Source organism: Ancylobacter sp. Lp-2 (assembly GCF_020523795.1).
In the GTDB taxonomy this organism is placed as follows: domain Bacteria; phylum Pseudomonadota; class Alphaproteobacteria; order Rhizobiales; family Xanthobacteraceae; genus Ancylobacter.
On record NZ_JAJALI010000010.1, the window covers coordinates 1 to 22154 of the forward strand.

The following is a 22154-nucleotide window of genomic DNA, read 5'->3' on the forward strand; positions in this document are numbered from 1 at the left end:
GGCTTCATCGGCGAAGTGGCGGTGTCGGAGAAGAACTTCCTCGGCCGCGGCCAGTATGTCCGCCTCGCCGGCACGCTGGGCGAGGATACTCATGGCATCGACTTCAACTTCACCGAGCCCTATTTCCTCGACTCCCGCATCTCCGCCGGTTTCGACCTGTCCTGGCGGGTGACGGAAGCCACCAGTTCGAGCCCCTATGACACGACGACCGGTGGCGGCACGCTGCGCGTCGGCCTGCCGCTCACTGACGAGTTGACCCTCGGCCTGCGCTACACGCTGTCGCAGAAGGAAATCTCGATCGACGAGGACATCATCGAGGATTACGGCACGCCGTCATGGGCCCTGCTCGAAATCAACAATCAGGCCTACATCACCTCGGCGATCGGCTACACGCTCAGCTACAACATGCTGGACAGCAACGTTAGTCCCACGAACGGCTACCTACTTGAGTTCAAGCAGGATCTGGCCGGCGTCGGCGGCGACGTGAACTACATCCGCTCCACCTTCGATTCCCGCTGGTACATGCCCGCCTTCGGCGATGTGGTCTTCATGGTGCGCGGCCAGGCAGGTAACGTGTCGTCCTGGGGCGGCGACGATCTGCGCATCCTCGACAACTTCTTCAAAGGCCCCGACCTCGTCCGCGGCTTCGAATCGAACGGTATCGGTCCGCGCGATCTGGCCTCCGGCCTCGACGGCTCGGATCCGGATGCGTTGGGCGGCACGCTCTACTGGGGGGCCTCGGCGGAGTTGCAGTTCCCGCTCTCCTTCCTGCCGAAGGAGGCGGGCATCAGCGCCGCACTGTTCGCCGATGCCGGCTCGCTGTGGGGATATGAGGGCGGCACGACCTTCGAGAATGTCTCCGGCTGGCAGGACAATCTCGTCGACTGCAGCTCGATCTCGGGTTCCAAGACCAAGGGCTACGCCAATGTCTGCGTCGCCGACAGCGACTCGATCCGCTCCTCGGTCGGTGTCAGCCTGATCTGGAAGTCGCCCTTCGGCCCGCTGCGCTTCGACTATGCGTGGGTGCTGACCAAGGAAGACTACGACCAGACGCAGTCGTTCCGCTTCAGCGGCGGCACCAAATTCTGAGCCATATTGTTTCGCTCGAAGACCGCCGTCGTGGCCGGTTCGCTGGCCACGACGGCGGACCTCCTGCCAACGGTGTACTGGGCCGCGAAGTCGATCCTGCCGCAGGCAGGGTGGTCGTCTCAGGTCGGGCTGGCGGCCGGGAACGACAGATGCTGGACCAATCCACCCTCCGGGCGGTTCTGCAGTATAAGGCGTCCGCCATTGCCGATGGCGATTTCGCGCGCGATGGCGAGGCCGAGCCCGGCACCGGGTATCTCGGCTCCGCGCGCGGGATCGACGCGGAAGAACGGCTCGAAGACCTGCCCCATCAACGCCTCGGGAATTCCCGGCCCGCGATCGGAGATGGTGACCCGCGCTTCGCCTTCGGCGGAGGAGACGGCGATATGGGCGCCGCCACCATGCGTCGCGGCATTGATCGTCAGGTTGCGGATGGCGCGCCGCAGCGACAGCGGCCGAGCCTGGATACTCACCTCAACGGTCGAATCCAGGCGGATGGCCAGGCCGACCTCCCGGAGCTCGTCGGTGACGTCGCGCACCAGCGTGTCGAGCCGTATCGGGCTGCGTGTCGAGCCCTCCACCTCCTCGCGCACCAGTTGGATCGCGCTATCGGCAATGCGGTTGAGTTCATCGAGGTCGCCGATCCAGATGTCGCGGTCCTCATCGGGCAGGAACTCGGCGCGCAGCCGCATCCGTGTCATCGGGGTGCGCAGGTCGTGTCCCGCCGCCGCTACAAGGCGAATGCGGCTTTCCATCGCCTGTTTCAGCCGTGAGGCGAGCAGATTGATCGCCCGGGCCGCGGCGCGGACCTCTTCGGGGCCGTTTTCCGCCAGCGGCGATATCTCGCCACCCGGGCCGATGGTGGCAACCGTGCGCTCGAGCAGGGCGAGCGGCGCGGTAAGGCGGCGCACCGCAATCAGCATCACCAGTGTCGTGCCGATCAGCATGGCGAGCACCCAGCCGAACAGGGCCCAATGCTGATTGCGCGGCTCGGGCGGTGCCGCCAACGGCAGCCACAGCCAGCGCCCATCCGCCAGACGGCCGGCGAGCACCGGCCAGGAGGCTTCGGGAGCCTTGTAGACGGCGATCCTCTCCGGCCGCCCCCGGGTCGCAAGCGCGGCGTTTATTCCGTGTGTCGGCGCTTCCAGCACCTCTCCCGATGGCGGTTGCGCGTGCACGCCGATCACGCGATCGGACATCGGGACCGGCACGTTGCCATGCGCGACCAGATCGGCGACCAGCGCCCACTGAGATGCGACCGCATCCTCGATTTCGTCGAAACGGGGAGGGGTCAGCAGCAGGAAGGACAGGGTGGTCGCGACGACGGACACGAGCAGGAGGGCGGCGACCAGCAAGAGCGTGAGTTTGGTGCGGAGCCGGTTCACGGCACATCCCTCGATTTCACGGACGCGGCCCGCGTCTCGACCGGCACCGAAAGCTGATAGCCGCCATTTCTCAGCGTCTTCAGGATACGGAAGCTCCCGGCATCGCCGAGCTTGCGGCGCAGTCTGCTGACGAGCACGTCGATCGAGCGATCGAACGGCGAGGCATTGCGGCCTTGCGTAATATCGAGCAACTGGTCGCGGGACAGCATTCGACCCGGGCGCTCGAGAAAGGCCACGAGCAGATCGAATTCGGCCCCGGTCAGCTGAACATCGGCTCCGCTCGCATCGACCAATTCCCGGGTTCCGGGTTCGGCGACGAAGCCGGCGAAGCAATAGACCGGTCCGCCGTCCGTGGGAGGCGGCGGGGGATCCGCCACGGGCGGGCGCGAGGCCGTCCGTCGCAAGACAGCCCGGATGCGGGCCAGCAATTCGCGCGGATTAAAGGGCTTTCCCAGATAGTCGTCCGCGCCGATCTCAAGGCCGATGATACGATCGACCTCCTCCTTCAGGGCGGTGAGAAGAATGATCGGCACCTGCGAGCGACTGCGTAGAAGCCGGCAGAGGTCGAGGCCCGGCATGTCCGGCAACATGAGATCCAGCACCACGAGGTCGATCGGCTGCGATGCGATGGCCTCGTCGGCGTGCCGGCCGTCCGGTGCCAGCGACACACGGAATCCCTGCTCCTGAAGATAGCGGCCGAGCAATGTGCGAATGGCGTGGTCGTCATCGACGACGAGAATGTGCGGGGCCGTCTCCAAATCTCGCCTCCAAATCGAACCACCGCAGGTCTCGGTGAAGAATGTGGCGCATTTTCAACGCGATATAGACAATAGGCAGCTTTGGGGCAGATCAGGCAACGCTTGGACATAACAAAATTGTCGCCGTTTACATTCGGCAATGTTCGGACCTTCGGGGGCAAAGCGAGGATGCCAGATTAGCCGGGTTCAACGGTCCACGAGGATTGGATGTTCTCACGTCTGCCGACCCGTTTCGCTGCCCTGGTCCTCTGCACGGCCATCGCCCCGCCAGGCCCGGCGATCGCGCAGATGGCCGCGGCTTCCAATACGATCGTGCATTGCGTCAGCGCTCGGGAGCCTTCCCCGCCACCGGAACTGTTGGCGCCGACGCGGATGAGCGAGCTCGATGTTCCCCTCGTTCCGCCGATCGGGCCGGCATTCGGTCTGGCCTCCTATCTCTCGGCATTGGAAACCTATATCGGCATCACGGCATCGCAGCTCGACGCCTGGCGCGCCTATACCAACGCCTTCCAGGCCGCGCTGGCCCCGCCAGATTTTGCACCGGGCCTCGAGCCGCCTCCGCGCATGGGCCCGCCCGGTGGACGGCCGCCTCATGGCGAGGCGCTGCTGCCCGGCGAGGATCTGGCGCGCCGACTGGTCGACAAGGGCGACGCCGCCCGTCGCCTGATGGTCGCCATCGACGGATTGCGCAGCCAATTGACTACCGAACAATTTGATCGGCTGAGGCACGCCGGACGGACATTTGCCCCTTTGGCCCGCCCTGCGCCCGACGCTGATCAGATGCCTCCGGTCAATGATTGTCCGGAGGCAACGGGAGCCTGTACGTCCAACCCCTGACAGGCTCCTGGCCACGGCGGACGTTCGCAGGGCGAGCGTCCGCCGTATGCTTTTGACGAAATCGCCGGAGGCGGACCGCATAGGTCTCCGGCCAAATTGCACGCCCCCATCGAGCCCGGCATAGGCTCGATGGGGGCTTTGACATGTCCCGGTGTCGCCGGTGGGCAGCCGCCGTCGGCCGGCTCCCGAACGTCTTCGAGCGAACATCTTCGAGGACGAGAGAAGGCGCGACCGGGCCCCGTCCGCCCTCGACAGGCGGCCGGCGTTTGCCTGCCGCCGCTCCCGCTCCCAGCAGGCGGCGCCGATAAAGGCCGTTACTGGCCGCCGGGCGTGCGCACGCCGATCCAGGCGTCACGCACCTGATTGTAGTGGGTCTTCGGATTATAGGTCGCGACCTTGAGCGTCAGTTTGGTGGCGTTGAGCTCGCCGACCGCGGACAACAGGGTGTAGGAGGCTACCACCCTGTCACGCTGGGCGGTGACAAGGCTGGAGCGGGCGTCGAACAGCGACGTTTGGGCATTCAGCACGTCGAGCGTCGTGCGCTGGCCGACGCGCCATTCCTCGCGCACGCCGCGCAGGGCGATCTCGTTGGCGGCGACGGAGGCCTGTGCCGACTCGATGGCGTCCTTCGCGGCCTGCAGCGCGCCCCAATACTGCACGACATTGGCGCGCACCTGGACGCGGTCCACGTCGACCTCGATCCGCGACTGGCTCAGCAACTCCTTGCTTTCGCGGATATTGGCGAATTCCGAGCCGCCCTGATAGATCGGCACCGAGAGATTGAGCGTAGCGGCGGCGCTGGTCCCGCGCGCGATGGGATCGCCGTCGTCGTAGTAATTATACTGCGAGGCGGCCTCGCCATTCAGCGTCAGGGTCGGCGACAGCGCGGCCTCCGAGACCTTCACATTCGCCTGCCCCTGATCCACCGCATGCTGGCCGGCGAGAATGGCGGGATGCCGCGACAGCCCGAGCGCCACCGCCGCGTCGACGGTCTTCGGCAGCAGCGGATCGATCGGCCGGCCCGGGCTCAGCTTGTTCGCCTTCAGTCCGGTCACCCGCTGGAACACGGCATTGGCGGTGTTCAGGTCGGCGGTCGCCTGCGCCAGCGTGCTCTGCGCATTGGCGACGCTGGCCTCGGCCTGGGCGACGTCGGTGTTGGTGATCTCGCCGACCGAGAAGCGCTGGCGTGCCGAGCGCAGCTCCTCCTGGAACGCCGCCAGGTTCTGCTTGCGCAGGTCGACCAGGGCGGAATTCTGCAGCACGTTCATATAGGCGGTGGCGGCATCGAGCAGTACGCTCTGCTCGGTGTTGCGCAGCAATTCTCGCTGGCCTTTCACCTGCGATTCGGCGGCGCGAACCGAGCTGGCGGTTTTCAGCCCGTCATAGATGGTCTGGCTGATGGTGATGCCGACGCTCGACGGGTCGGTCTTGTAGTGGGAAATCGCCGAGCCCGATCCGGTGTCGTAGCGCCCCTCCACCCATTGCGTGCCGATCGACGCGCTGCCGAATATTTGCGGGCGATAGCCGCTCAGCGCGATCGGCACATACTCGTCGGTCGCGCGGGTGGCCGCGCGTTGCGAGTTCAGGGACGGGTTGGCGTTGTAGGCCGAGACCAAGGCCTGATCGAGCGTCTGCGCATGTACGCCGGACAGGGAGGCGGCCGAGCCGAGAAAAAGCAGTGTCGCGAAAAAACGCTTCGATGCCCTAGGGTTAGGATCCATCGTTGCCCTCTGTTCAAAAATCGGGGCCAGACGCGCCAATCCGCAGGGGCGGGATAGCTCGTCTGGCCCTCACCGGAATGGAGCCGTCACTCCATCCGGTTTTCCATGGTTCGTGACCCTACCAACGAATTGGGAAACTTAATAGTCTCCATATTTATGGCAGGGGCGCGCCGATTGGGTTTCCCAATGCTGGAATGAAGGCGTGACGAGAACGACGACGGTCTCCGGCGTCTTGGCACCCGCCTTCGCGATCCAGGTGTCGGCTGGCGGAAGATCGGGTGGGATCATCCGAACGGGGCGGGCGGGAAGCGCTCATCGCTCTGTCCCGGTGGGCGCTAATCGCGGCTCGGGGGCGGCGCGACAGCCTCCGTGTCTCTCTCGTCGAGAGCGAGGCGTCCGGCCCGGGTTATGGCGTAAGTATAGTGCGCGCCTTGAATAGTGGTGAGCTGGCACAGTCCGCGTCGCTGAAGCGCATCGAGCGTCCCCCTGCTCATTGGCTTATACAGGGCCCCCAAATTGGCCTTCCCTCTCAGCATCAGGACAGTCAGCGGCGTCGCTTCTATCGCGCGAAGTCCAGCCAGCATGGGCGGCGTCAAGCTCTCGCTCATTCTTCGCCGGCCTCTCACCTGAATATGCGGCCTCAGTTGTTCAATGTACATTCTGCTGCAGGGAGTTGCGCCGCGCCCAAGGACACGGGGATGGCCATACTCGGCTCGGGTGATGGCGCCAGACGACTCGACGGATCGGCCCGAGCGCCAGAAGCCCGTCCAGATGCGGTGCGGCCGGACACGTCGCGCGGCAATTGCTCGGTGCCCGGCCGAGCCTGATGTGTTGTGCGACCATCAAGCCGTGCGCAGCCTAGCGCGCTGTCTTGGCTGGCGGTGTTACGAGTTGTTTCCGCTGTGTTTCTTTGGGTATCTCAACCTTGCTCCCCGCGACGGGTGGGGCGTGCAGGCGAATGGAATGCCGAACCAGGGCGGCCGATCGACCCATCATGCCATCGGACGTGTGCCAGCCAGGCGCGGAAAGGCTGAACGCGGCGAGGGGCGCCTCGTCGGCTCGTCCTCGCGGTACCTTGCGCGGGTGGATCGGTGTGGCCCAGACCCGGCACGCGAGACGTTCCGATACGCCGAGACAGGCGTTTTCGGCCGGTGCGATGCTCCGGTGCCGGCGGAAGGCAAGCGGCGGTTGCCACCCACCCCTGCTCCTGGGCCGCCCGCCCATGAGCGTCGCCGGTTCGGCCGGGAATGACGAGCGGGGTGCCGGACGCGGGATCGGCAATGATGACCGCCGGTAGCCTGAACACCTCCTCGACGAATTCAGTCTTCGGCACCGCCAAGATGGCGTTGCCGGCGGAGAATAAACTGAAACGTGCAATAGTTTGCTCGGCATACCGAGTCACAAGGTGCTGCACAGGTTGATAAGCTCACGAAAATGAAGAAGGGGTTCTCTATTCGCGAGGTGGAAGCCTTCGCGGCGGTGATGCGCCACGGCACCGTGACGCGGGCGGCCGAATTCCTCGACATCTCGCAGCCCGGCGTGTCGAAGCTGCTCGCGCAGTTCGAGGCCAAGGCCGGCTTCACAGCGTTCCGCCGCCATCGCCAGCGCTTGCTGCCCACTGCCGAGGCGGTGACGCTATTCACCGAGGTGGAGCGCTCCTTCGTGTCGATCCGGGAGATCGATCGCGTTGCCAAGGACATCCGGGACCTGCGCACGGGCCGGCTGAACATCGGCATCCTGCCCGCGCTGGGCAGCGGTCTTGGACCGCGGATCATCGCGGGCTTTCTCGCGGAACATCCCGATCTGACAGCGACGCTCAATGTGCGCGCGACCCAGACGCTGATCGAATGGGTAGGACGCGGGCAGATCGACGTCGCCATAGGGGTTACGGTGGAAACGGAAAACCCGGCGATCGTGCGGCGGCAGATGCCGCCGGTCCCGATCGTCTGTGCGATGCGGGCCGACCATCGGCTGGCGACGAAGCCGTTGATCTCGCTTGGCGATCTGCCCGGGGAGAACCTGATATCTCTCCTGCCTTCCGACCCTCTCAGCGTGCAGATCCAGCACTTGTGCCGGGCAAGCGGGATCGATCTGCGGGCCGGAATCGAGACCAACCTCGCCAGCGCCGCGCTGGCCTTTGTCGACTCGACCGGCGGCGTCGCTCTCATCGATCAGCTGTCGACGGCCATGATGCCTGTTCAAGGGATCATTGTCCGTCCCTTCCGCCCGCAGCTGTCCATTGGCTACAGCATCTACCGTCAACGCGGTTCAACCCCGTCGCGCCCCGTCGCCCTGTTCATGGACCACGTCGTGCGCGAGCTTTCGGGGAACGCCTCCAAAACGACCAGTGCCCAGCCGGAGAGCAGTTCATAACTTTTCCATATGAACTGCCCCCGCTTTCGCATTGGATTTAGAAACGTTGCGAGGTGAAGGTTCCTCTCGCCGATGGCTCGGCTTTACGGATGCCGAAGCCGCCACAAGGGCTCACGTCCTTGAAGGACTTCCAGATCGGTCCGGCCACAGGGGAACTTCATGAACACGACACGTCGTACCTTTCTAATTTCAAGTGGTCTGCTCACTACGGCCCTGGTGTCGGGCATCGAACTTCCGGCGTTCGCCGCGGGCGATGCAACCACCCTTCGCATCGCCCTCAACCGCCAGACCGGCAATCTCGATCCGACGGTATACAAGGCGATCTGGGCGGTGCAGTCGATGATCTTCGAGCCGCTGGTGCGCTACGGCCAGGGAGGCAAGCTCGAGCCGGCGCTGGCCACGTCCTGGTCGGTATCTGAAGATGGCAAGGCGCTCGCCTTCAAGCTGCGCGAGGGCGTGACCTTCAGCGACGGCACGCCCTGGAACGCCGAAGCGCTCAAGTGGAACCTCGATCGCTGGATCGGCAAGGAGGACCACAGCTGGCTTCTCGTCTCCGCCGCCTATGACCGGCTTCAGATCGTCGGTCCGTACGAGGTCGTGCTTCACCTCAAGAATCCGGTACCCTCCGCTCTCGCCGAACTCACCACCGTGCGCCCGGTGCGCTTCCTGAGCCCGAAGGCGGTCGCCGCCGACGGCACCTTCAAGGAAGCGGTCGGCACCGGCCCGTGGAAAGTCGTCCGCAACGACGCCGAACGTACCGAGCTGGTCCGCAATGATGGCTATTGGGGTGAGAAGCCGGCTTTCGAAGCGGTTTCCCTGGTCGTGATCCCCAACGCCCGCAGCCGTGTCGACGCGCTGCGCGCCGGACAAATCGACATTACCGGCGGTGTTTTCGTCGCCGCATTGAGCCCGCAGGACGCCCGAACGCTGGAAGCCTCCGGCCTGGCGGTTGAGACCGCCACGGGCACCGACACGTTGGTCCTCGGCTTCAATCCCGAACGCCCCATCCTGCAGGATCCTCGGGTTCGCGAGGCGGTCAGCCTCTGCCTCGACCGCGCGGCGATCTGCGAGAAGCTGCTCAAGGGCTTCGCCACGCCGACCATGAATCTCTTCCCGTCGGTCATTCCGGATTCCGGGCGGCGCCTGCCGGTCCCCAAGCGTGACGTCGCCCGCGCCAAGGCCCTGCTGGAAGAGGCCGGCTGGAAGGGGGCCGGCGTGCGCTCCAAGGACGGCACGCCGCTCAAGCTGGAACTCGTCATCTCCGAGGACGCCGTTGCAGGTTCGCGCGCCCTTGGCGAGGTGATTCAGAATTTCGTGCGCGAAGCAGGCATCGACGTCGACCTGCGCCTCGTCGATCATGTCAGCCGCCACGATGACATCCCCCAGCTCAAATATGATCTGGCGCTGTTCATCACCGCGGGCGCGCCCTACGACCCGCACAGCTCGCTGACCACCTATTTTCTGTCGACCTATCGGACGGGTACCGACGGCAAGATGTTCATGGATGCGGCGAAGCTCGATCCGCTCGTCAACGCCGCGCTCACCGCGACCGAAGGCACTCGCGCCGCCGCCTACCAGGCCTTCTACGACTGGCTTGAGCAGAACCACGCCATCGCGCCGATCTATCACGCGACGCGGCTGTGGGCGCACGGCAAGCGCGTCTCGAACTTCTCGATCCCGGCGACCGAATACGAAATGCCCCACGAAGGCATCAAGCTCGTCGCCGGCTGAGGTCGCTGCGCCGCGGCGTCGAGCCGCGGCTCCCTTCGCCAATCGGGTGGATCGAGACCATGTTGAAGCTCGTCTACAAGCGATTCATCGGCGCCATGATGTTGATCGTCATCGCTTCGGTGTTCTGTTTCCTGCTTATCGCCGCCTTTCCCGGCAATGTCGCTCTGGTGATCGCCGAGCAGCGCTCGGCAACGGTCTCCATCGAGATCGTCCATCAGGTCGAGGAAGAATACGGCCTCAAGGATCCGATCCTTGTCCGTTACGGCCGCTGGCTCGGGGACACGCTCCGCGGCGACCTCGGCCGCTCCCTGCGGACCGGCGAACCGGTGGGGCCGGCGCTGCTGCGCCGCGCGGCGCCGACCTTCGTGCTGATCCTTGCCGGCGCCACGGTCGCGCTGACCATAGGGCTCGGCTTCAGCCTGCTGGGTGCGCTCTGGCCGGGCGGCATGGTTGACCGGGGTGTGCGCGCCCTGGCGCTGGTCGGCGCTTCCATGCCGAAATTCTTCATCGCCGCCCTGCTCGTCTATGCCTTTGGCGTGCTCCTGAAGGTGCTGCCGACCTATGGTTTCGACGGCCCGTCCTCGTGGATCCTGCCGGCACTGGCCATCGGTATCGTGCCGGGAGCGCTGATCAGCCGGGTGACGCGTGTGGCGCTGGAGAGCGCCATGAGCCGCCCCTACGTCACCACCGCGCTTGCCAAGGGCATGAGCCGCGGCCGCATTCTGGTGCGGGATGCGGTGCCGAACGTGCTGCCTGTGGTGGTCAACGCCTTCGGCATCCACTTCGCCTTCATGGTGCAGGCGGCCATCGTCATCGAACCCATTTTCGCCTGGCCGGGCGTCGCCTCCTATTTCGTCGAGGCGGCCCGCTTCCGTGACTACCAGGTCCTTCAATCCAGCCTGCTGCTGTTCTCGATGTTCTTCATCCTGGTGAACTTCGTCGTCGATCTCATCGTCCTGACGATCGATCCGAAGCAGCGGCGGCCGAGGAGCGCTTGACATGTCCACCCTCTTTCGCATCGCCCGTCGCATCGGCCTGCCGGCGGTGTTCCTGATCGGCTTCTTCGTCTTCGTGGGCGCGACCGCCCCGTGGATCGTCCCCCACGATCCGACGAGCCAGGATCTGATGGCGAGCAATGAAAGCTTCTCGCTTGAACATCCCTTAGGCACCGATCATCTCGGTCGGGACACGATGAGCCGTCTCATCATGGGCGCCCGCACGACGCTCGTCGCCGTCGCCACCGTCATCCTTTTCGCCATGTGCGTCGGGGGGCTCATCGGCACCCTGTCCGGCTATGTCGGCGGATTGGTGGACGAGGCATTGATGCGGTTCGTCGATTTCGGGCTGAGCGTTCCGAGCATGATCGTCGCCCTGGCCGTGATCGGGGTGTTCGGGCCGGGCTATTGGAACATGATCCTCGCGCTGACCATCGCCTGGGTGCCGAGCTACGCCCGTCTCAGCCGCGCCACCGTCGCCGCCACCGTCCACCAGCCGCATATAGAGAGCCTGTGGGTGCTTGGCGCCAGCCACCCGCGCATCATCTTCCGGCATCTCGCCCCGACGGCCCTCAGCGCCATTCTCGTCTATGCGAGCGCGGATGCCGGCGTGCTGGCCCTCACCATCGCCACGCTGAGCTTTCTCGGCCTCGGCGTGCAGCCGCCCATGGCGGAATGGGGCCAGATGCTGGTCGATGCCTTGCCTTATCTCGAGGAATCGCCCCGGCAGGTCATCCTGCCCGGCCTCGCCCTCACCATCATGGTGATCGGCTTCAACCTGCTCGGAGAAGGCCTCGCCCTTTATCGTGCGCCGCGCGCCATCGGCGCCAAGGCCCTCGAACGCCGGCGCCAGCTTCTCCTGCGCGAGGGAGAGATCTGATGAGCTCTTCGGAAGCATTGCTGGACGTCAGCAACCTCGACGTCACGCTGCACACCGAGCGTGCCACGGTTCGCGCATCGCGCGCCGTTACCTACAGTGTCGCGGCGGGCCGCACGCTGGCGATCGTCGGCGAGAGCGGCTCGGGCAAGACCATCCTCAATCTCGCCCCGCTCGGCCTGCTCCCGCCCGGCGTTACCGCCGACATCACCGGCGAAGTACGCTTCGACGGGAAGCTGGTGCTCGGCGACGGCGTGAACCAGATCGCCTCCCATCGAGGCAAGGATATCGGCGTGATCTTCCAGGATCCGCTCAGCGCCCTGAACCCGGCGCGGCGGATCGGCAGCCAGATCATGGAGGTCGCCGAACAGCATCTCGGCATGACCGCGCGCGCCGCCTCCGCCCATGCCGCCGAACTGCTGAAGATGGTCGGAATACCCGATCCGGTGGCGCGGCTGTCGCAATATCCCCACGAACTGTCGGGCGGCATGCGCCAACGAGTGGTCATCGCCGCCGCGATCGCCGCCGAGCCGAAGCTGCTGATCGCAGACGAGCCCACCACGGCGCTCGACGTGACGGTCCAGGCCCAGATCATCAGCCTGCTGCGCCAGCTGCAGAAGCGGATCGGCATGGCCATCGTGCTGATCAGCCACGATATCGGCGTGGTGGCCGGCATGGCGGATGCCATTGCCGTCATGTATGCGGGCGCCATCGTCGAGATCGGCTCGGCCGACGACGTTCTGGTGCAGCCTTCGCATCCGTACACGCGCGGGCTGCTCGCCTCGGTGCCGCGCCTCGACACGCCGCTCGGCGCGCCGTTTCGCGGGTTGCCCGGCCTGCCGCCGGACCTGTCCAGACCGCTGAAGGGATGCGCCTTCGAGGAGCGTTGCTCGGTCGCGCTGGAGGCCTGTGGCAGCGCCCGTCCGCCCCTTCAACCCGTCGCCGGGACGCACGCCGCAGCGTGCTTCGCGAACGTCCGAGCGGCGCTCGCCGCCACGCGCTGAGGTTCCTCATGCTCTCGATCGAAAATCTCTCCGTGACCTTCAAGGATCGCGCCTCGGGAGAAGATATCCGGGCCTGCGACGGTATCAGTCTCAATGTGGAAGCGGGCGAACTCGTCGGGCTGGTCGGCGAGTCGGGCTGCGGCAAATCCACACTCGGCCGCACGATTGTTGGACTGGAGCGCGCCTCTGCCGGCCGCGTCCTGATCAACGGCGTCGATGTGCTCACCCTGCGCGGCTCCCGCCGTCGTCAGGCAAGGCTGCAGGCGCAGTACATCTTTCAGGATCCCTATACGGCCCTTACCCCGTCGCAGACCATCGGGCAGGCAATAGACGAGGCCTTGCAGATCGCCGGCGAACACAATGCCCGCGCCCGCATGCTGCGCGCCCGTAGCCTCATGGAAGAGGTGGGGCTGCCGCTCGACATCCTGGAACGCCAGCCCCGCGAGCTGTCGGGTGGCCAGCGCCAGCGGGTCTGCATCGCTCGCTCGCTGGTGGTGGAGCCGAAGGTGCTGATCTGCGACGAGCCGGTATCCTCGCTCGACGTATCGATCCGCGCGCAGATCATGAACCTGTTCCTGAAGCTGCGCGACGAAAAGGGGCTGGCGATCCTCTTCATCGCCCACGATCTCGCCGTGGTCCGGCAGGCGGCAAGCCGCGTCTATGTGATGTATCTCGGCCAGATCATGGAGGCCGGGCCGAGCGCCAGCGTCTATTCGCAACCGCTCCACCCCTACACGCAGTCACTGCTCAGCGCGGTGCCCGATCCCGATCCCCGGATCGAAAGGCAGCGCCGCCGCATCCTGCTCGAGGGCGACGTGCCGAGCCCGGCGCGCCCACCGAGCGGCTGCCGCTTCCGCACCCGCTGCCCCGCCGCGGCCAGCATCTGCGCGAGCGAACCGCCCGTCATGTCCATCGGCGAGGCCTCGGCCCACTGCCATTTCGCCGGCACCGTCCGCCTGATGCCGGCCGCCTGATTTCACGGAGTATCCCAATGAGCATCGAACGCTACCAGCGCACGGCAATCTTCCATCGTGCAGTAGTGCATGGCGGCTTCGTTTTTCTGTCCGGCATCGTCGCGCAGGACGGTACGGCCGACATGACCACGCAGACCGAGCAGGTGCTGGATCGTCTCGAAACCTATCTCAGGGAAGCGGGGTCATCGATCGGGCACGTCGTGTCGGCCACGATCTTCCTGACCGACATGGCGGACAAGGCGACGATGAACGAGGTGTGGAAGCGGCGCTTCGCACCGCATGAGCTGCCGGCCCGTGCCACGGTCGGCGTGTCGGACCTCGACGGTCCCTATCGTCTGGAAGTCTCGGCGATCGCCGCCGCGAGTTGAGTGCGAGAGCCTGCATCATGTTCAAGCGCCACAACAACATCGCCGATGCCGGCCGTGTCGAGATAATGGTCGATGGCCGACCGGTCGCGGCCCGCACCGGCGACACGGTGGCCGCCGCGCTACTGCTGGCGGACGTCGCGCCCTATCGCCTCACCGCACTCGACAGGGAACCGCGGGCGCCTTTCTGCCTGATGGGCGTCTGCTTCGACTGCCTGGTGACGATCGACGGGCTCGCCAACCGGCAAGCCTGCCTCATCGAAGTCCGTAACGGCATGCGCGTGGAGCGGCAGCTCGGCCTGCGCGAACTGACGGAGCTCACGCCATGATCGAGACCGTAGACGCCGTGATTATCGGCGCCGGACCAGCCGGAGCGGCCGCCGCCGCCTCGCTGCGCGAACTCGGTATCGCCTCGGTCCTGCTGGACGAACGTCCCGAGGCCGGCGGCAACATTTATCGTGGTGCGCTCGGCGGTGCTTTCGCGCGCTCGATGAGCCTCGGAAAGGACTATGCTTCAGGGGCCGCCTGGCTGCGTGAGGCGATCAGCTCCGGCCTCGACGTGCGGCCCTCCAGCGCCGTCTCGCGCATCGACGCAGATGTCGTCAGCTATGACAGCGGGGGAACGATCCGCCGGTTGCGGACGCGCCATCTGGTTCTCGCGACCGGGGCCATCGAGAGAGCGATGCCGCTCCCGGGTTGGACGTTGCCGGGGGTCATGGGAGTTGGTGCCGCCCAGCTACTGATGAAGCAATCCGGCCTCGTTCCCGACGGCCGCTATGTGCTGTGCGGAAACGGCCCACTGTTGCTGTTGCTTGCGAAGCAGCTAATCGATCTCGGGGCACTGCCGGCGGCCATCGTCGAGACCGGCCGCCGCACACCGATCCGCACGGCATTCTCGCATGGGCCGGCTCTGCTGGAACACCGGGCGTCCGTCGCCAAGGGCCTCGGCTTTCTCGCTGCCATTCGCCAGGCGGGCATCCCGGTCTATCGCGACGCCCGGTCGATCCGGGTAGAGGGAGATGCCCGGGTACGCGCCATCCGCTTCACGTCCGCAGGCCAGGCGCACGAACTCGCAGTGGATCTCGTTCTGTGCCATGAGGGCATCGTGCCGAACATCCAGCTGTCGCTGACGCTTGGCTGCGCACATGACTGGGATGACGCTCAGGCGAGCTTCCGGCCACGGGTCGATGCGTGGGGCGAGACGTCCCGTCCCGGCACCTTCGCGATAGGCGACTGCGCCGGTATTCTCGGCGCTGCGGCCGCTCCGCATAGCGGGCGCCTCGCAGCTCTCGCGATTGCCAGCGCGCTCGATCGCCTTCGGCCGGCACAACGTGACCAACTGGCGAGCCTGGAACGCCGCCATCTGCTGTCCGAGCGGCGCTTTCGCCACTTCCTCGACGACGCCTACCGGCCGGCGCTGTCCGCCCAATCGCCGATCGCCGACGAGGTGGTGGTGTGCCGCTGCGAGCGTATCGCGGCGAATGAGGTGCGCGCTGCCGTGCGCGACGGTGCGAGGGGACCGGCGCAGGCCAAGGTGTTCACCCGCTGCGGCATGGGCCCCTGCCAGGGGCGCGTCTGCGGGCCGGCGGTGACGAGGATCATCGCCGAGGAAACCGGTCAGTCCCGCGAGGAGATTGGCAACTACCACCCTCGTTTCCCGCTCAAGCCGATGGTGTTGGCCGAACTGGCCACCGCACCCGACGAGGAGGCCGATCATGCCGATGCAGCCTGAATGCGACGTCGCCGTCATCGGCGGCGGTCTGGTGGGCGTCGCGATTGCCTGCGGTCTCCGGCTGGCCGGCGTGAATACCGTGCTCCTGGATGAGGGCGATGCCGCCATCCGGGCGAGCCGCGGCAATTTCGGTTTGGTGTGGGTTCAGGGCAAGGGCGATCTTCTGGCCCCCTATACGCCTTGGGCACGCGAGGCCGGGCGTGTCTGGCCCGAGCTCGCGCGCTGGCTCAAGGAGTTCACCGGCCTTGATGTCGGCCTCGAACAGCCCGGCGGCGTGTTCCTGTGCATGACGGAGGACGATCTGGCCGCACGTGCCGCCCAGATGGCCCGGGTGGCGGAGCAGTCCGCCGAGCCCTACGAGTATGAGATGGTCGACAGCAGGCGCTTGCGCGAACTGGTACCGCAGGTCGGGCCCAAGGTGGCGGGCGCCAGCTACTCTGCCTATGACGGCCAGGCCAATCCCATTCGGCTGTTCCGGGCGCTGCATCGCGCCTTTGTCCAACTCGGAGGCCGATACGCCCCCAATGCCGGCGTCACCGCAATCGAACGACGGTCATCCGCTTATCGGCTAAAAACGGCCGACGGCGAATGGACCGCCAACCGCATCGTGCTCGCCTCCGGCCTCGGCAATGTCGGACTCGGCGAGCAACTCGGCATTTCGATCCCGGTCAAGCCGATGCGGGGGCAGATCATGGTGACGGAGCGGCTGCCGCAATTGTTCCCTCTCGTGATGGAGCAAATCCGGCAGACGGATGACGGCACGCTTCTCATCGGAACGAGCTGGGAAGATGTCGGCTTCGATCTTTCCACCAGCTACGGCACCACCCGGCGGATCGCAAGAAATGCCCTCGACTTCGTCCCGATGCTGAGGTCGGTCTCGGTCGTCCGCAGTTGGGCCGCCTTGCGGATCCTGACACCCGACGCGAGCCCCATCTATGACGAGATTGCTCCAGGTGCCTTCCTCGTGACCTGTCACAGCGGGGTTTCGCTGGCCGGCAACCATGTCTTCGCCACGGCTCGGTGGATCGCGGACGGTCGCATCCCGCAGAACATGCGGGCCTTCTCACGCGCCCGTTTCGAACCGAACCACCAAGAGCGCGTGGCCTAAGATCGATCCCGTGCGGCGGTGTGGCCACTCGTCGGATTATCGGCCTCGGCAAGATGCCGAGGAACGACGGGCTGCGAAGGGGGCGCGATCTTGAGAAAACCGTGAAAGCGCAGGGGCTGGAGGAGACTGACGTACCTTCAGCGTAGCGGCTCACAGCCTCTCTCCACCAGATCGCAGCCCTTCATGGGGGGCACCTGATCGTGTTCGCCGGTCGCGAAGACGACGGTGCCGCTGTGCGAATGTCTTGGCGAGTGCCGCACTCTCCTCCGTCCAAAGCGTGGGATCCAAGATCAAAGCCAGCTCCGCATTCGGCTTCAAGGTACCGCTTCCGCATCGGCTTCCGGTCTCTCCTGTCGCAGGAATGACCATCTGCGAATTGCCGCCGGCGTCGCCGCTGGGGAGTTCCCGAGTGTAGCGTGGCAACGCGTGCAAAGGCCACCTTGCCACTCCCGTTGGTTTGAAGTGCGCTCCCGAGCTTGCCAGTCGAGCCGTGTACCGGCTATCTCCAGCTTGGCGACGCTCAGCGAGTATATGCCGGGACATAATCCTCTCCGGCAACAGGACATGGAAGACCCAAGCGATGATCATGGATGGTCGGAGTGCCCGTGCCGGCAAGATGGACGAGATCGCTCCGCTCGAGCGGCGGGCGGGGCTTCTCAGCCGCCGCTCGTTTCTTGCCGGCTCGGCCGTCAGCCTCGGCGCGCTTGGGCTGGCCGGTTGCGCAACACCCGACGGCATGAGCCTCGCCGAGGCGCAGAAGGTCTACGGGCCGTTGCCTGAGGAGAAGTTCCCGATTCCCGCGGTCGACGTCACCAAGGTCGATCGGAAATATTACCGCCGGACCGTTCGCTACGAGACCGAGGAAGCGCCCGGTACGATTATCGTCGATCCCAGCAAGTACTACGTCTACCGCGTTGAGGAGGATGGGTTCGCCACTCGCTATGGTGCCAATGTTGGTCGCGATGGGTTCCGGTGGAGCGGGGACGCTTATGTCGGGCGCAAAAGCGAATGGGCGACCTGGACACCGCCCAAGGAGATGATTCAGCGCCAGCCAGAGGCAGCAAAGTACGCCCGCGGCATGCCGGGCGGCCTCGACAATCCACTCGGCGCCCGCACGCTTCATCTCTACCAAAACGGCGCATACACGCTTTACACAATCTACGCGACCAGCGATCCCGAATCGATCGGCTCCGGTGTTACCAGCGGCTGTGTCGGCCTGCTGAGTCAGGACATGATCGACCTGTACGACCGCACGCCGGTCAAGACGAAGGTGGTCGTCCTGCCGGCATAGCCACAGCCAGTTCCGGGCCTAGGTGTGCCGGGTGTGGGCAAGGATCGGCGCGTTCCAAGCGTCCTTGCGACTCCATCGTCACCGATCTGGAAACGCCGAGCTCGTAGCCCGCTCCCCTTGGCGGCTCTGGCTCGCGAGATGAGTTATGGCGAAGAAGCGATCGGGCACTGCCAGGAAACGAACGTTCTCAAGGGCGCTTGGTGGATCAATCGTTTCCCCTGCGGCGCATAGGCCGAGCGTTATCCCATCTCAGCCGTTTGTTGCCTTCGTCAGCCGCACCCATGGCGCCTCGCCACTCTCTGCGACGAAGATCATGGCGGTCCTTCAATCGTCGTTGCTGGCGTTGAGTTGCTATTGTCATGCCATGCGGGGGCTCGCCATCGTCAGCAGGGCCTGCGTAAGACGGGCAACGCCGCGATCTAGCCTCTCCTCGTCGTTGAAGGTGAAGGATAGCCGGATAGCCGGTGGAGCGGTCCCTCGCGGGTCGAAGGCGCCGCTGCCGCCGACGAGCACGCCCGCCTCCATGCCGAGATCGACCAGGCGGTCGAGATCGATATGGGGATTGCGGGCCGTCGCCCAGACGAACATGCCGCCGACCGGAATCTCCCAGGTGAACCAGTCACCGATATGCCGGGCCATAGCGGCGCGGAGCGCATCGCGGCGCTCTCGGTGGAGACCGACGATGCGTGGATGGCATTCCTCGATCAGGCCGACGTCCATCGCTGCCACCGCCATGCATTGCGCCAGCCCGTTCGAGCAGAGATCGCTCGCCTGCTTCGCGGTGGTGAGCGCGCAGATCGTCGCCGGCGCCGCGATGATCCAGCCGATCCGCATGGCGGGCGCCAGCTGCTTTGACAGGTTCGCGAGATGGATGACCGGGCAGTCGTCGAGAGTGCGGGGAGGAGACGAGAAGGGCGACAGCCATGCTGATAAGCCCGCTGAGCGCGAAGACGGCGTGCAGAGCGTCAAGACCGAGATCCCGATGCAGAAGATCAAACTCACGTCCGAACTCCCACGTTGATCATAGATGCGATCACGTCCGCTCCTTCCTCACTCGCGCCCTCAGCCCCCCTATTGAGTGCTACGATTTTAGTCTGACGCATCGTCGTCCTTAAGATTTGCGTGCGTATAGCTACCGCACCCTGCGATTGGGCCCAGGTGCTCTCCTTCGTTGGAAGCGCCTTGCCAGCCCGGCGCTCTCTGGTCGGGTTCGAGCACTGCCCTGGCAAACCCAGATGGCTGATTGCCGTGCTAAATGAATGCTGCACGAGGCATTGTCGATGTAGCGTTGGGTCGTGGTTGCGCGAGGCGAGCAAGTGATGTCAGACGTTCCACATTGCTGCTGACGCGCACGAGCGACATTCTCGCGGGGTGCACCATGGCGTTGCGAGAGCCCTGTCTGACCCCTCATTTTCATAGCAGGATAAAGAGGCAGCCTTTGACCACTCCCACGCTCTTCACCCCCTTCGCTGTCGGCAAACTCAAGCTCGCGAACCGGATTGTCATCGCGCCTATGTGCCAGTACTCGGCCGAGGACGGCCGCATGACGGATTGGCACCTCATCCATCTGGGGCAGCTCGCCCTCTCTGGAGCAGCCTTGCTCACCATCGAGGCGACCGCGGTCGTTCCCGAGGGACGCATCTCCTATGGCGACGTAGGTCTCTACGACGACGCCACCGAGGCCGCGATGGGCCGAACGCTTGATGCCGTGCGCCGCTGGTCCGACATGCCGATCGCCATCCAGCTCGCCCACGCGGGTCGCAAGGCGTCGACCGAAAAGCCTTGGCTCGGTGGCCAGCACATTGCACCGTCCTCACCGAACGGTTGGCAGACGGTCGCACCGTCCGCAATTCCGTTCGCGGAAAGTAACACGCCGCCTTACGCACTGGATGCCGAAGGGCTGAAGAGAGTGCGTGATGCTTTTGCTGCGGCGGCCGTCCGCGCCGGCCGGCTGGGGCTCGATGCCATCCAGATCCACGGCGCGCACGGCTACCTCCTTCACCAATTCCTGTCGCCGATCTCCAATCGGCGTGACGATGCATATGGCGGCACTCTTGAGAACCGCATGCGTTTCCCGCTCGAGGTGTTTGACGCCGTGCGCGACGCGTTCCCGGCTGACCGCCCGGTAACGATGCGCGTGTCGGGGACCGATTGGGTGGAAGGCGGCTGGGACCTGGACCAGACGATCGCCTTCGCCAAAGAGCTCGAAGCGCGGGACTGCGCTGCCATCCATGTTTCGAGCGGTGGCTTGCACCCGTCGCAGGCGATTCCGCTCTCTCCCGGCTATCAGGTTCCGCTGGCGCGCGCGGTGAAGGCGCAGGTCTCGATCCCGGTCGTGGCCGTTGGGCTTATTACCGGCTACGAGCAGGCGGAAGCGATCGTTGCGACCGGCGACGCCGATCTCGTCGGGCTTGCACGCACCATCCTCTATGATCCCCGCTGGCCTTGGCACGCTGCCGCCGCACTAGGCGGTCAGGTCGCCGCTGCCGACCAGTATCTGCGCTGCCAACCGTCCCGTTTGAGAGACCTCTTCGTGAAGGTCCCGCGCTAGGCTTTTGGGGGCGTGGCGATGCGTGTGGTCTCAAATCGACTTACGTCGTCTCCACGCTACCACCCATCGAGCTTGTCGTCTCAGGCGACAGTATCGCATGGCTCGCCGTTCGCTATTGCGCCATTAGGTAAAGCCGTTGGCGACATTGTGCAGCTAGCGCCGGGTCGTCTCGAGATCTTGTTCATCTGCTGATGGCAGGCGTGTTCTCACATGCCGATCATCAGCGGGTCAGCAAGTGTACGATGCCGGATCTTGGGTGGCCGTACGCCGCACCGGTGCTGCGAGCTTACAACGATCGCTGCGTCGAGCTCGGTGTCCTCGCCCGAACCTCCGGAATCGACCGTCACTTCGGGGATCGGTGCCAATCCCGCCCGTCAGGAATGCGTTTCTTTATCAGGGCGCGAACAAAGCCGCCTGACGCCTTGGGTTCGATCGCACGCGACTCTCGCAGAGACTCTGCCATGGTCGTTAAGGCCGTCCATACGTCCTCGGATGCCATCATGGGCAAGCTTCGGACCATGCCCAATAGGGAAGATCGTGGCGATCGATCCCGAAGTGTCTCCCCAACCACTTGGCAATTTTCTCCGCGTCATTTCGGTCTGTGAGACCGGTGGAGTGGGCGTAGCGGGGATCCTCGCGAAGGCAGGCGTATCCGCACGAGGTTGGCAAGCGGGATGCGCTGAAGGCGTTCGAGGCCGTGGCGAAATCCGGCCTCATCTCGTTCGACCAGCTGATGAACGGGCTGGCCCGGTATGTCTCGACCAAGCCGGCTGAGCGTCCCTGGTACAATCCCGCCACCTTGATTGTGCCATGGACGATGGGAGGACGAGCCGAGCTATCGGTCGCCACCTGCAGGGCGGGCCTTGCAGCGCCCACGTCACCGATCGGCAGGAGATCTTCGCCGACGCAGTCGCCGGCGATTTGGCGCAGCATCCGGACTTGCGCTTCTACCAGCCGGCATATCGCTGCGAAGTGCGAGGTGCCGACGCGGTGATCGCGGGCTTGTCACGGGTGGCAGAGTGGCGGCTTGGGCGGCTGTCGGGAGAGGCTCTCGATCTCAATGACCTGAACTTCTAAGTGCGTACGCCGAGCGTTTATTCAGCCAAAGGGGCTTTTCGCCGGGGCGGTCGACAGATCCCCATCATCGGTGTCGGCCGGGGATCTCTGCAATCTGCTCGCCGTCCGTGTGACTTCACCTTGGGATGTAAAGGTGGCCGGACGCCTACAAAAGGCATCCGGCCTGATCTGTGCTCCGGGGTTGGACGTGCGAAACGACAGACCATTCTTGTCTTATTGCATCCAAGTAAGTTCCGGCAGATGCCCTTCCGGGGAATTCGAAGGTCGTGATCTGATCCAGGTTGGGGGC

19 protein-coding genes are annotated in these 22154 nt (G+C 65.2%); 15 read left to right on the forward strand and 4 right to left on the reverse strand.

All coding sequences use genetic code 11. From position 1 onward, the window contains the following. Positions 1–1089, forward strand: a 1089-nt coding sequence (locus LGR54_RS20555; protein ID WP_230363837.1) for a BamA/TamA family outer membrane protein, incomplete at its 5' end; no start/stop codon positions are given. 119 nt (positions 1090–1208) lie between these two features. Here the strand turns inward: LGR54_RS20555 and LGR54_RS20560 are convergent. Then, positions 1209–2471, reverse strand: a complete 1263-nt coding sequence (locus LGR54_RS20560) for an ATP-binding protein (protein ID WP_230363838.1) — start codon at positions 2469–2471, stop codon at positions 1209–1211. Further along, on the reverse strand, positions 2468–3229 hold the full coding sequence (locus LGR54_RS20565) for a response regulator (protein WP_230363839.1): 762 nt from the start codon (positions 3227–3229) through the stop codon (positions 2468–2470). Before LGR54_RS20565 ends, LGR54_RS20560 begins: the two co-directional genes overlap by 4 nt. 207 nt (positions 3230–3436) lie before the next feature. Here LGR54_RS20565 and LGR54_RS20570 point away from each other — a divergent pair, with 207 nt between their 5' ends. Then, positions 3437–4066: a hypothetical protein gene (locus LGR54_RS20570; RefSeq protein ID WP_230363840.1), complete on the forward strand. Its 630-nt coding sequence runs from the start codon at positions 3437–3439 to the stop codon at positions 4064–4066. 314 nt (positions 4067–4380) lie between these two features. On the opposite strand, the gene LGR54_RS20575 is transcribed toward LGR54_RS20570, so the two are convergent. After that, complete coding sequence (locus LGR54_RS20575; RefSeq protein ID WP_230363841.1) at positions 4381–5787, reverse strand: TolC family outer membrane protein; 1407 nt, start codon at positions 5785–5787, stop codon at positions 4381–4383. Between the two features lie 1434 nt (positions 5788–7221). On the opposite strand from LGR54_RS20575, the gene LGR54_RS20580 reads away from it, so the two are divergent. The 11 genes from LGR54_RS20580 (at position 7222) to LGR54_RS20630 (ending at position 18237) form a co-directional block, all read left to right on the forward strand. Next, complete coding sequence (locus LGR54_RS20580) at positions 7222–8160, forward strand: LysR substrate-binding domain-containing protein (protein WP_230363842.1); 939 nt, start codon at positions 7222–7224, stop codon at positions 8158–8160. 159 nt (positions 8161–8319) lie between these two features. Then, positions 8320–9891 (forward strand): ABC transporter substrate-binding protein, encoded by a 1572-nt coding sequence (locus LGR54_RS20585; RefSeq protein ID WP_230363843.1) that lies wholly within the window; start codon positions 8320–8322, stop codon positions 9889–9891. A 59-nt stretch (positions 9892–9950) separates the two neighbouring features. Beyond that, complete coding sequence (locus tag LGR54_RS20590; protein WP_230363844.1) at positions 9951–10889, forward strand: ABC transporter permease; 939 nt, start codon at positions 9951–9953, stop codon at positions 10887–10889. A 1-nt stretch (position 10890) separates the two neighbouring features. After that, positions 10891–11766, forward strand: coding sequence for an ABC transporter permease (locus LGR54_RS20595; protein WP_230363845.1), 876 nt, complete (start codon positions 10891–10893; stop codon positions 11764–11766). Continuing rightward, entirely contained in the window at positions 11766–12767 is a 1002-nt protein-coding gene (locus LGR54_RS20600) for an ABC transporter ATP-binding protein (protein ID WP_230363846.1), read from the forward strand. The genes LGR54_RS20595 and LGR54_RS20600 overlap by 1 nt, the downstream gene beginning before the upstream one ends. Before the next feature lie 8 nt (positions 12768–12775). Beyond that, complete coding sequence (locus LGR54_RS20605) at positions 12776–13741, forward strand: ABC transporter ATP-binding protein (RefSeq protein WP_230363847.1); 966 nt, start codon at positions 12776–12778, stop codon at positions 13739–13741. Positions 13742–13758: 17 nt separating this feature from the next. After that, positions 13759–14109: a RidA family protein gene (locus LGR54_RS20610; RefSeq protein ID WP_230363848.1), complete on the forward strand. Its 351-nt coding sequence runs from the start codon at positions 13759–13761 to the stop codon at positions 14107–14109. 17 nt (positions 14110–14126) lie between these two features. Continuing rightward, on the forward strand, positions 14127–14435 hold the full coding sequence (locus tag LGR54_RS20615) for a (2Fe-2S)-binding protein (RefSeq protein WP_230363849.1): 309 nt from the start codon (positions 14127–14129) through the stop codon (positions 14433–14435). Beyond that, the gene (locus tag LGR54_RS20620; RefSeq protein WP_230363850.1) at positions 14432–15838 is read left to right on the forward strand and encodes an NAD(P)/FAD-dependent oxidoreductase; all 1407 of its coding nucleotides are present in this window, start codon (positions 14432–14434) and stop codon (positions 15836–15838) included. Before LGR54_RS20615 ends, LGR54_RS20620 begins: the two co-directional genes overlap by 4 nt. Further along, positions 15822–16946, forward strand: a complete 1125-nt coding sequence (locus LGR54_RS20625; RefSeq protein WP_230363851.1) for an FAD-binding oxidoreductase — start codon at positions 15822–15824, stop codon at positions 16944–16946. The genes LGR54_RS20620 and LGR54_RS20625 overlap by 17 nt, the downstream gene beginning before the upstream one ends. 580 nt (positions 16947–17526) lie before the next feature. After that, complete coding sequence (locus LGR54_RS20630) at positions 17527–18237, forward strand: L,D-transpeptidase (protein WP_230363852.1); 711 nt, start codon at positions 17527–17529, stop codon at positions 18235–18237. 357 nt (positions 18238–18594) lie between these two features. On the opposite strand, the gene LGR54_RS20635 is transcribed toward LGR54_RS20630, so the two are convergent. Beyond that, entirely contained in the window at positions 18595–19239 is a 645-nt protein-coding gene (locus LGR54_RS20635; RefSeq protein ID WP_230363853.1) for an aminotransferase class I/II-fold pyridoxal phosphate-dependent enzyme, read from the reverse strand. Between the two features lie 436 nt (positions 19240–19675). On the opposite strand from LGR54_RS20635, the gene LGR54_RS20640 reads away from it, so the two are divergent. After that, on the forward strand, positions 19676–20788 hold the full coding sequence (locus tag LGR54_RS20640) for an NADH:flavin oxidoreductase/NADH oxidase (RefSeq protein ID WP_230363854.1): 1113 nt from the start codon (positions 19676–19678) through the stop codon (positions 20786–20788). 810 nt (positions 20789–21598) lie between these two features. Next, the gene (locus LGR54_RS20645; RefSeq protein ID WP_230363855.1) at positions 21599–21865 is read left to right on the forward strand and encodes a hypothetical protein; all 267 of its coding nucleotides are present in this window, start codon (positions 21599–21601) and stop codon (positions 21863–21865) included. Positions 21866–22154: the final 289 nt, after the last annotated feature.

Coding starts and splice junctions, on each gene's coding strand:
- LGR54_RS20580 (WP_230363842.1), top strand. CDS start 7,222: ATGAAGAAGGGGTTCTCTATTCGCGAGGTGGAAGCCTTCGCGGCGGTG.
- LGR54_RS20615 (WP_230363849.1), top strand. CDS start 14,127: ATGTTCAAGCGCCACAACAACATCGCCGATGCCGGCCGTGTCGAGATA.
- LGR54_RS20630 (WP_230363852.1), top strand. CDS start 17,527: ATGATCATGGATGGTCGGAGTGCCCGTGCCGGCAAGATGGACGAGATC.
- LGR54_RS20620 (WP_230363850.1), top strand. CDS start 14,432: ATGATCGAGACCGTAGACGCCGTGATTATCGGCGCCGGACCAGCCGGA.
- LGR54_RS20600 (WP_230363846.1), top strand. CDS start 11,766: ATGAGCTCTTCGGAAGCATTGCTGGACGTCAGCAACCTCGACGTCACG.
- LGR54_RS20645 (WP_230363855.1), top strand. CDS start 21,599: ATGGACGATGGGAGGACGAGCCGAGCTATCGGTCGCCACCTGCAGGGC.
- LGR54_RS20570 (WP_230363840.1), top strand. CDS start 3,437: ATGTTCTCACGTCTGCCGACCCGTTTCGCTGCCCTGGTCCTCTGCACG.
- LGR54_RS20585 (WP_230363843.1), top strand. CDS start 8,320: ATGAACACGACACGTCGTACCTTTCTAATTTCAAGTGGTCTGCTCACT.
- LGR54_RS20575 (WP_230363841.1), bottom strand. CDS start 5,787: ATGGATCCTAACCCTAGGGCATCGAAGCGTTTTTTCGCGACACTGCTT.
- LGR54_RS20625 (WP_230363851.1), top strand. CDS start 15,822: ATGCCGATGCAGCCTGAATGCGACGTCGCCGTCATCGGCGGCGGTCTG.
- LGR54_RS20590 (WP_230363844.1), top strand. CDS start 9,951: ATGTTGAAGCTCGTCTACAAGCGATTCATCGGCGCCATGATGTTGATC.
- LGR54_RS20610 (WP_230363848.1), top strand. CDS start 13,759: ATGAGCATCGAACGCTACCAGCGCACGGCAATCTTCCATCGTGCAGTA.
- LGR54_RS20595 (WP_230363845.1), top strand. CDS start 10,891: ATGTCCACCCTCTTTCGCATCGCCCGTCGCATCGGCCTGCCGGCGGTG.
- LGR54_RS20605 (WP_230363847.1), top strand. CDS start 12,776: ATGCTCTCGATCGAAAATCTCTCCGTGACCTTCAAGGATCGCGCCTCG.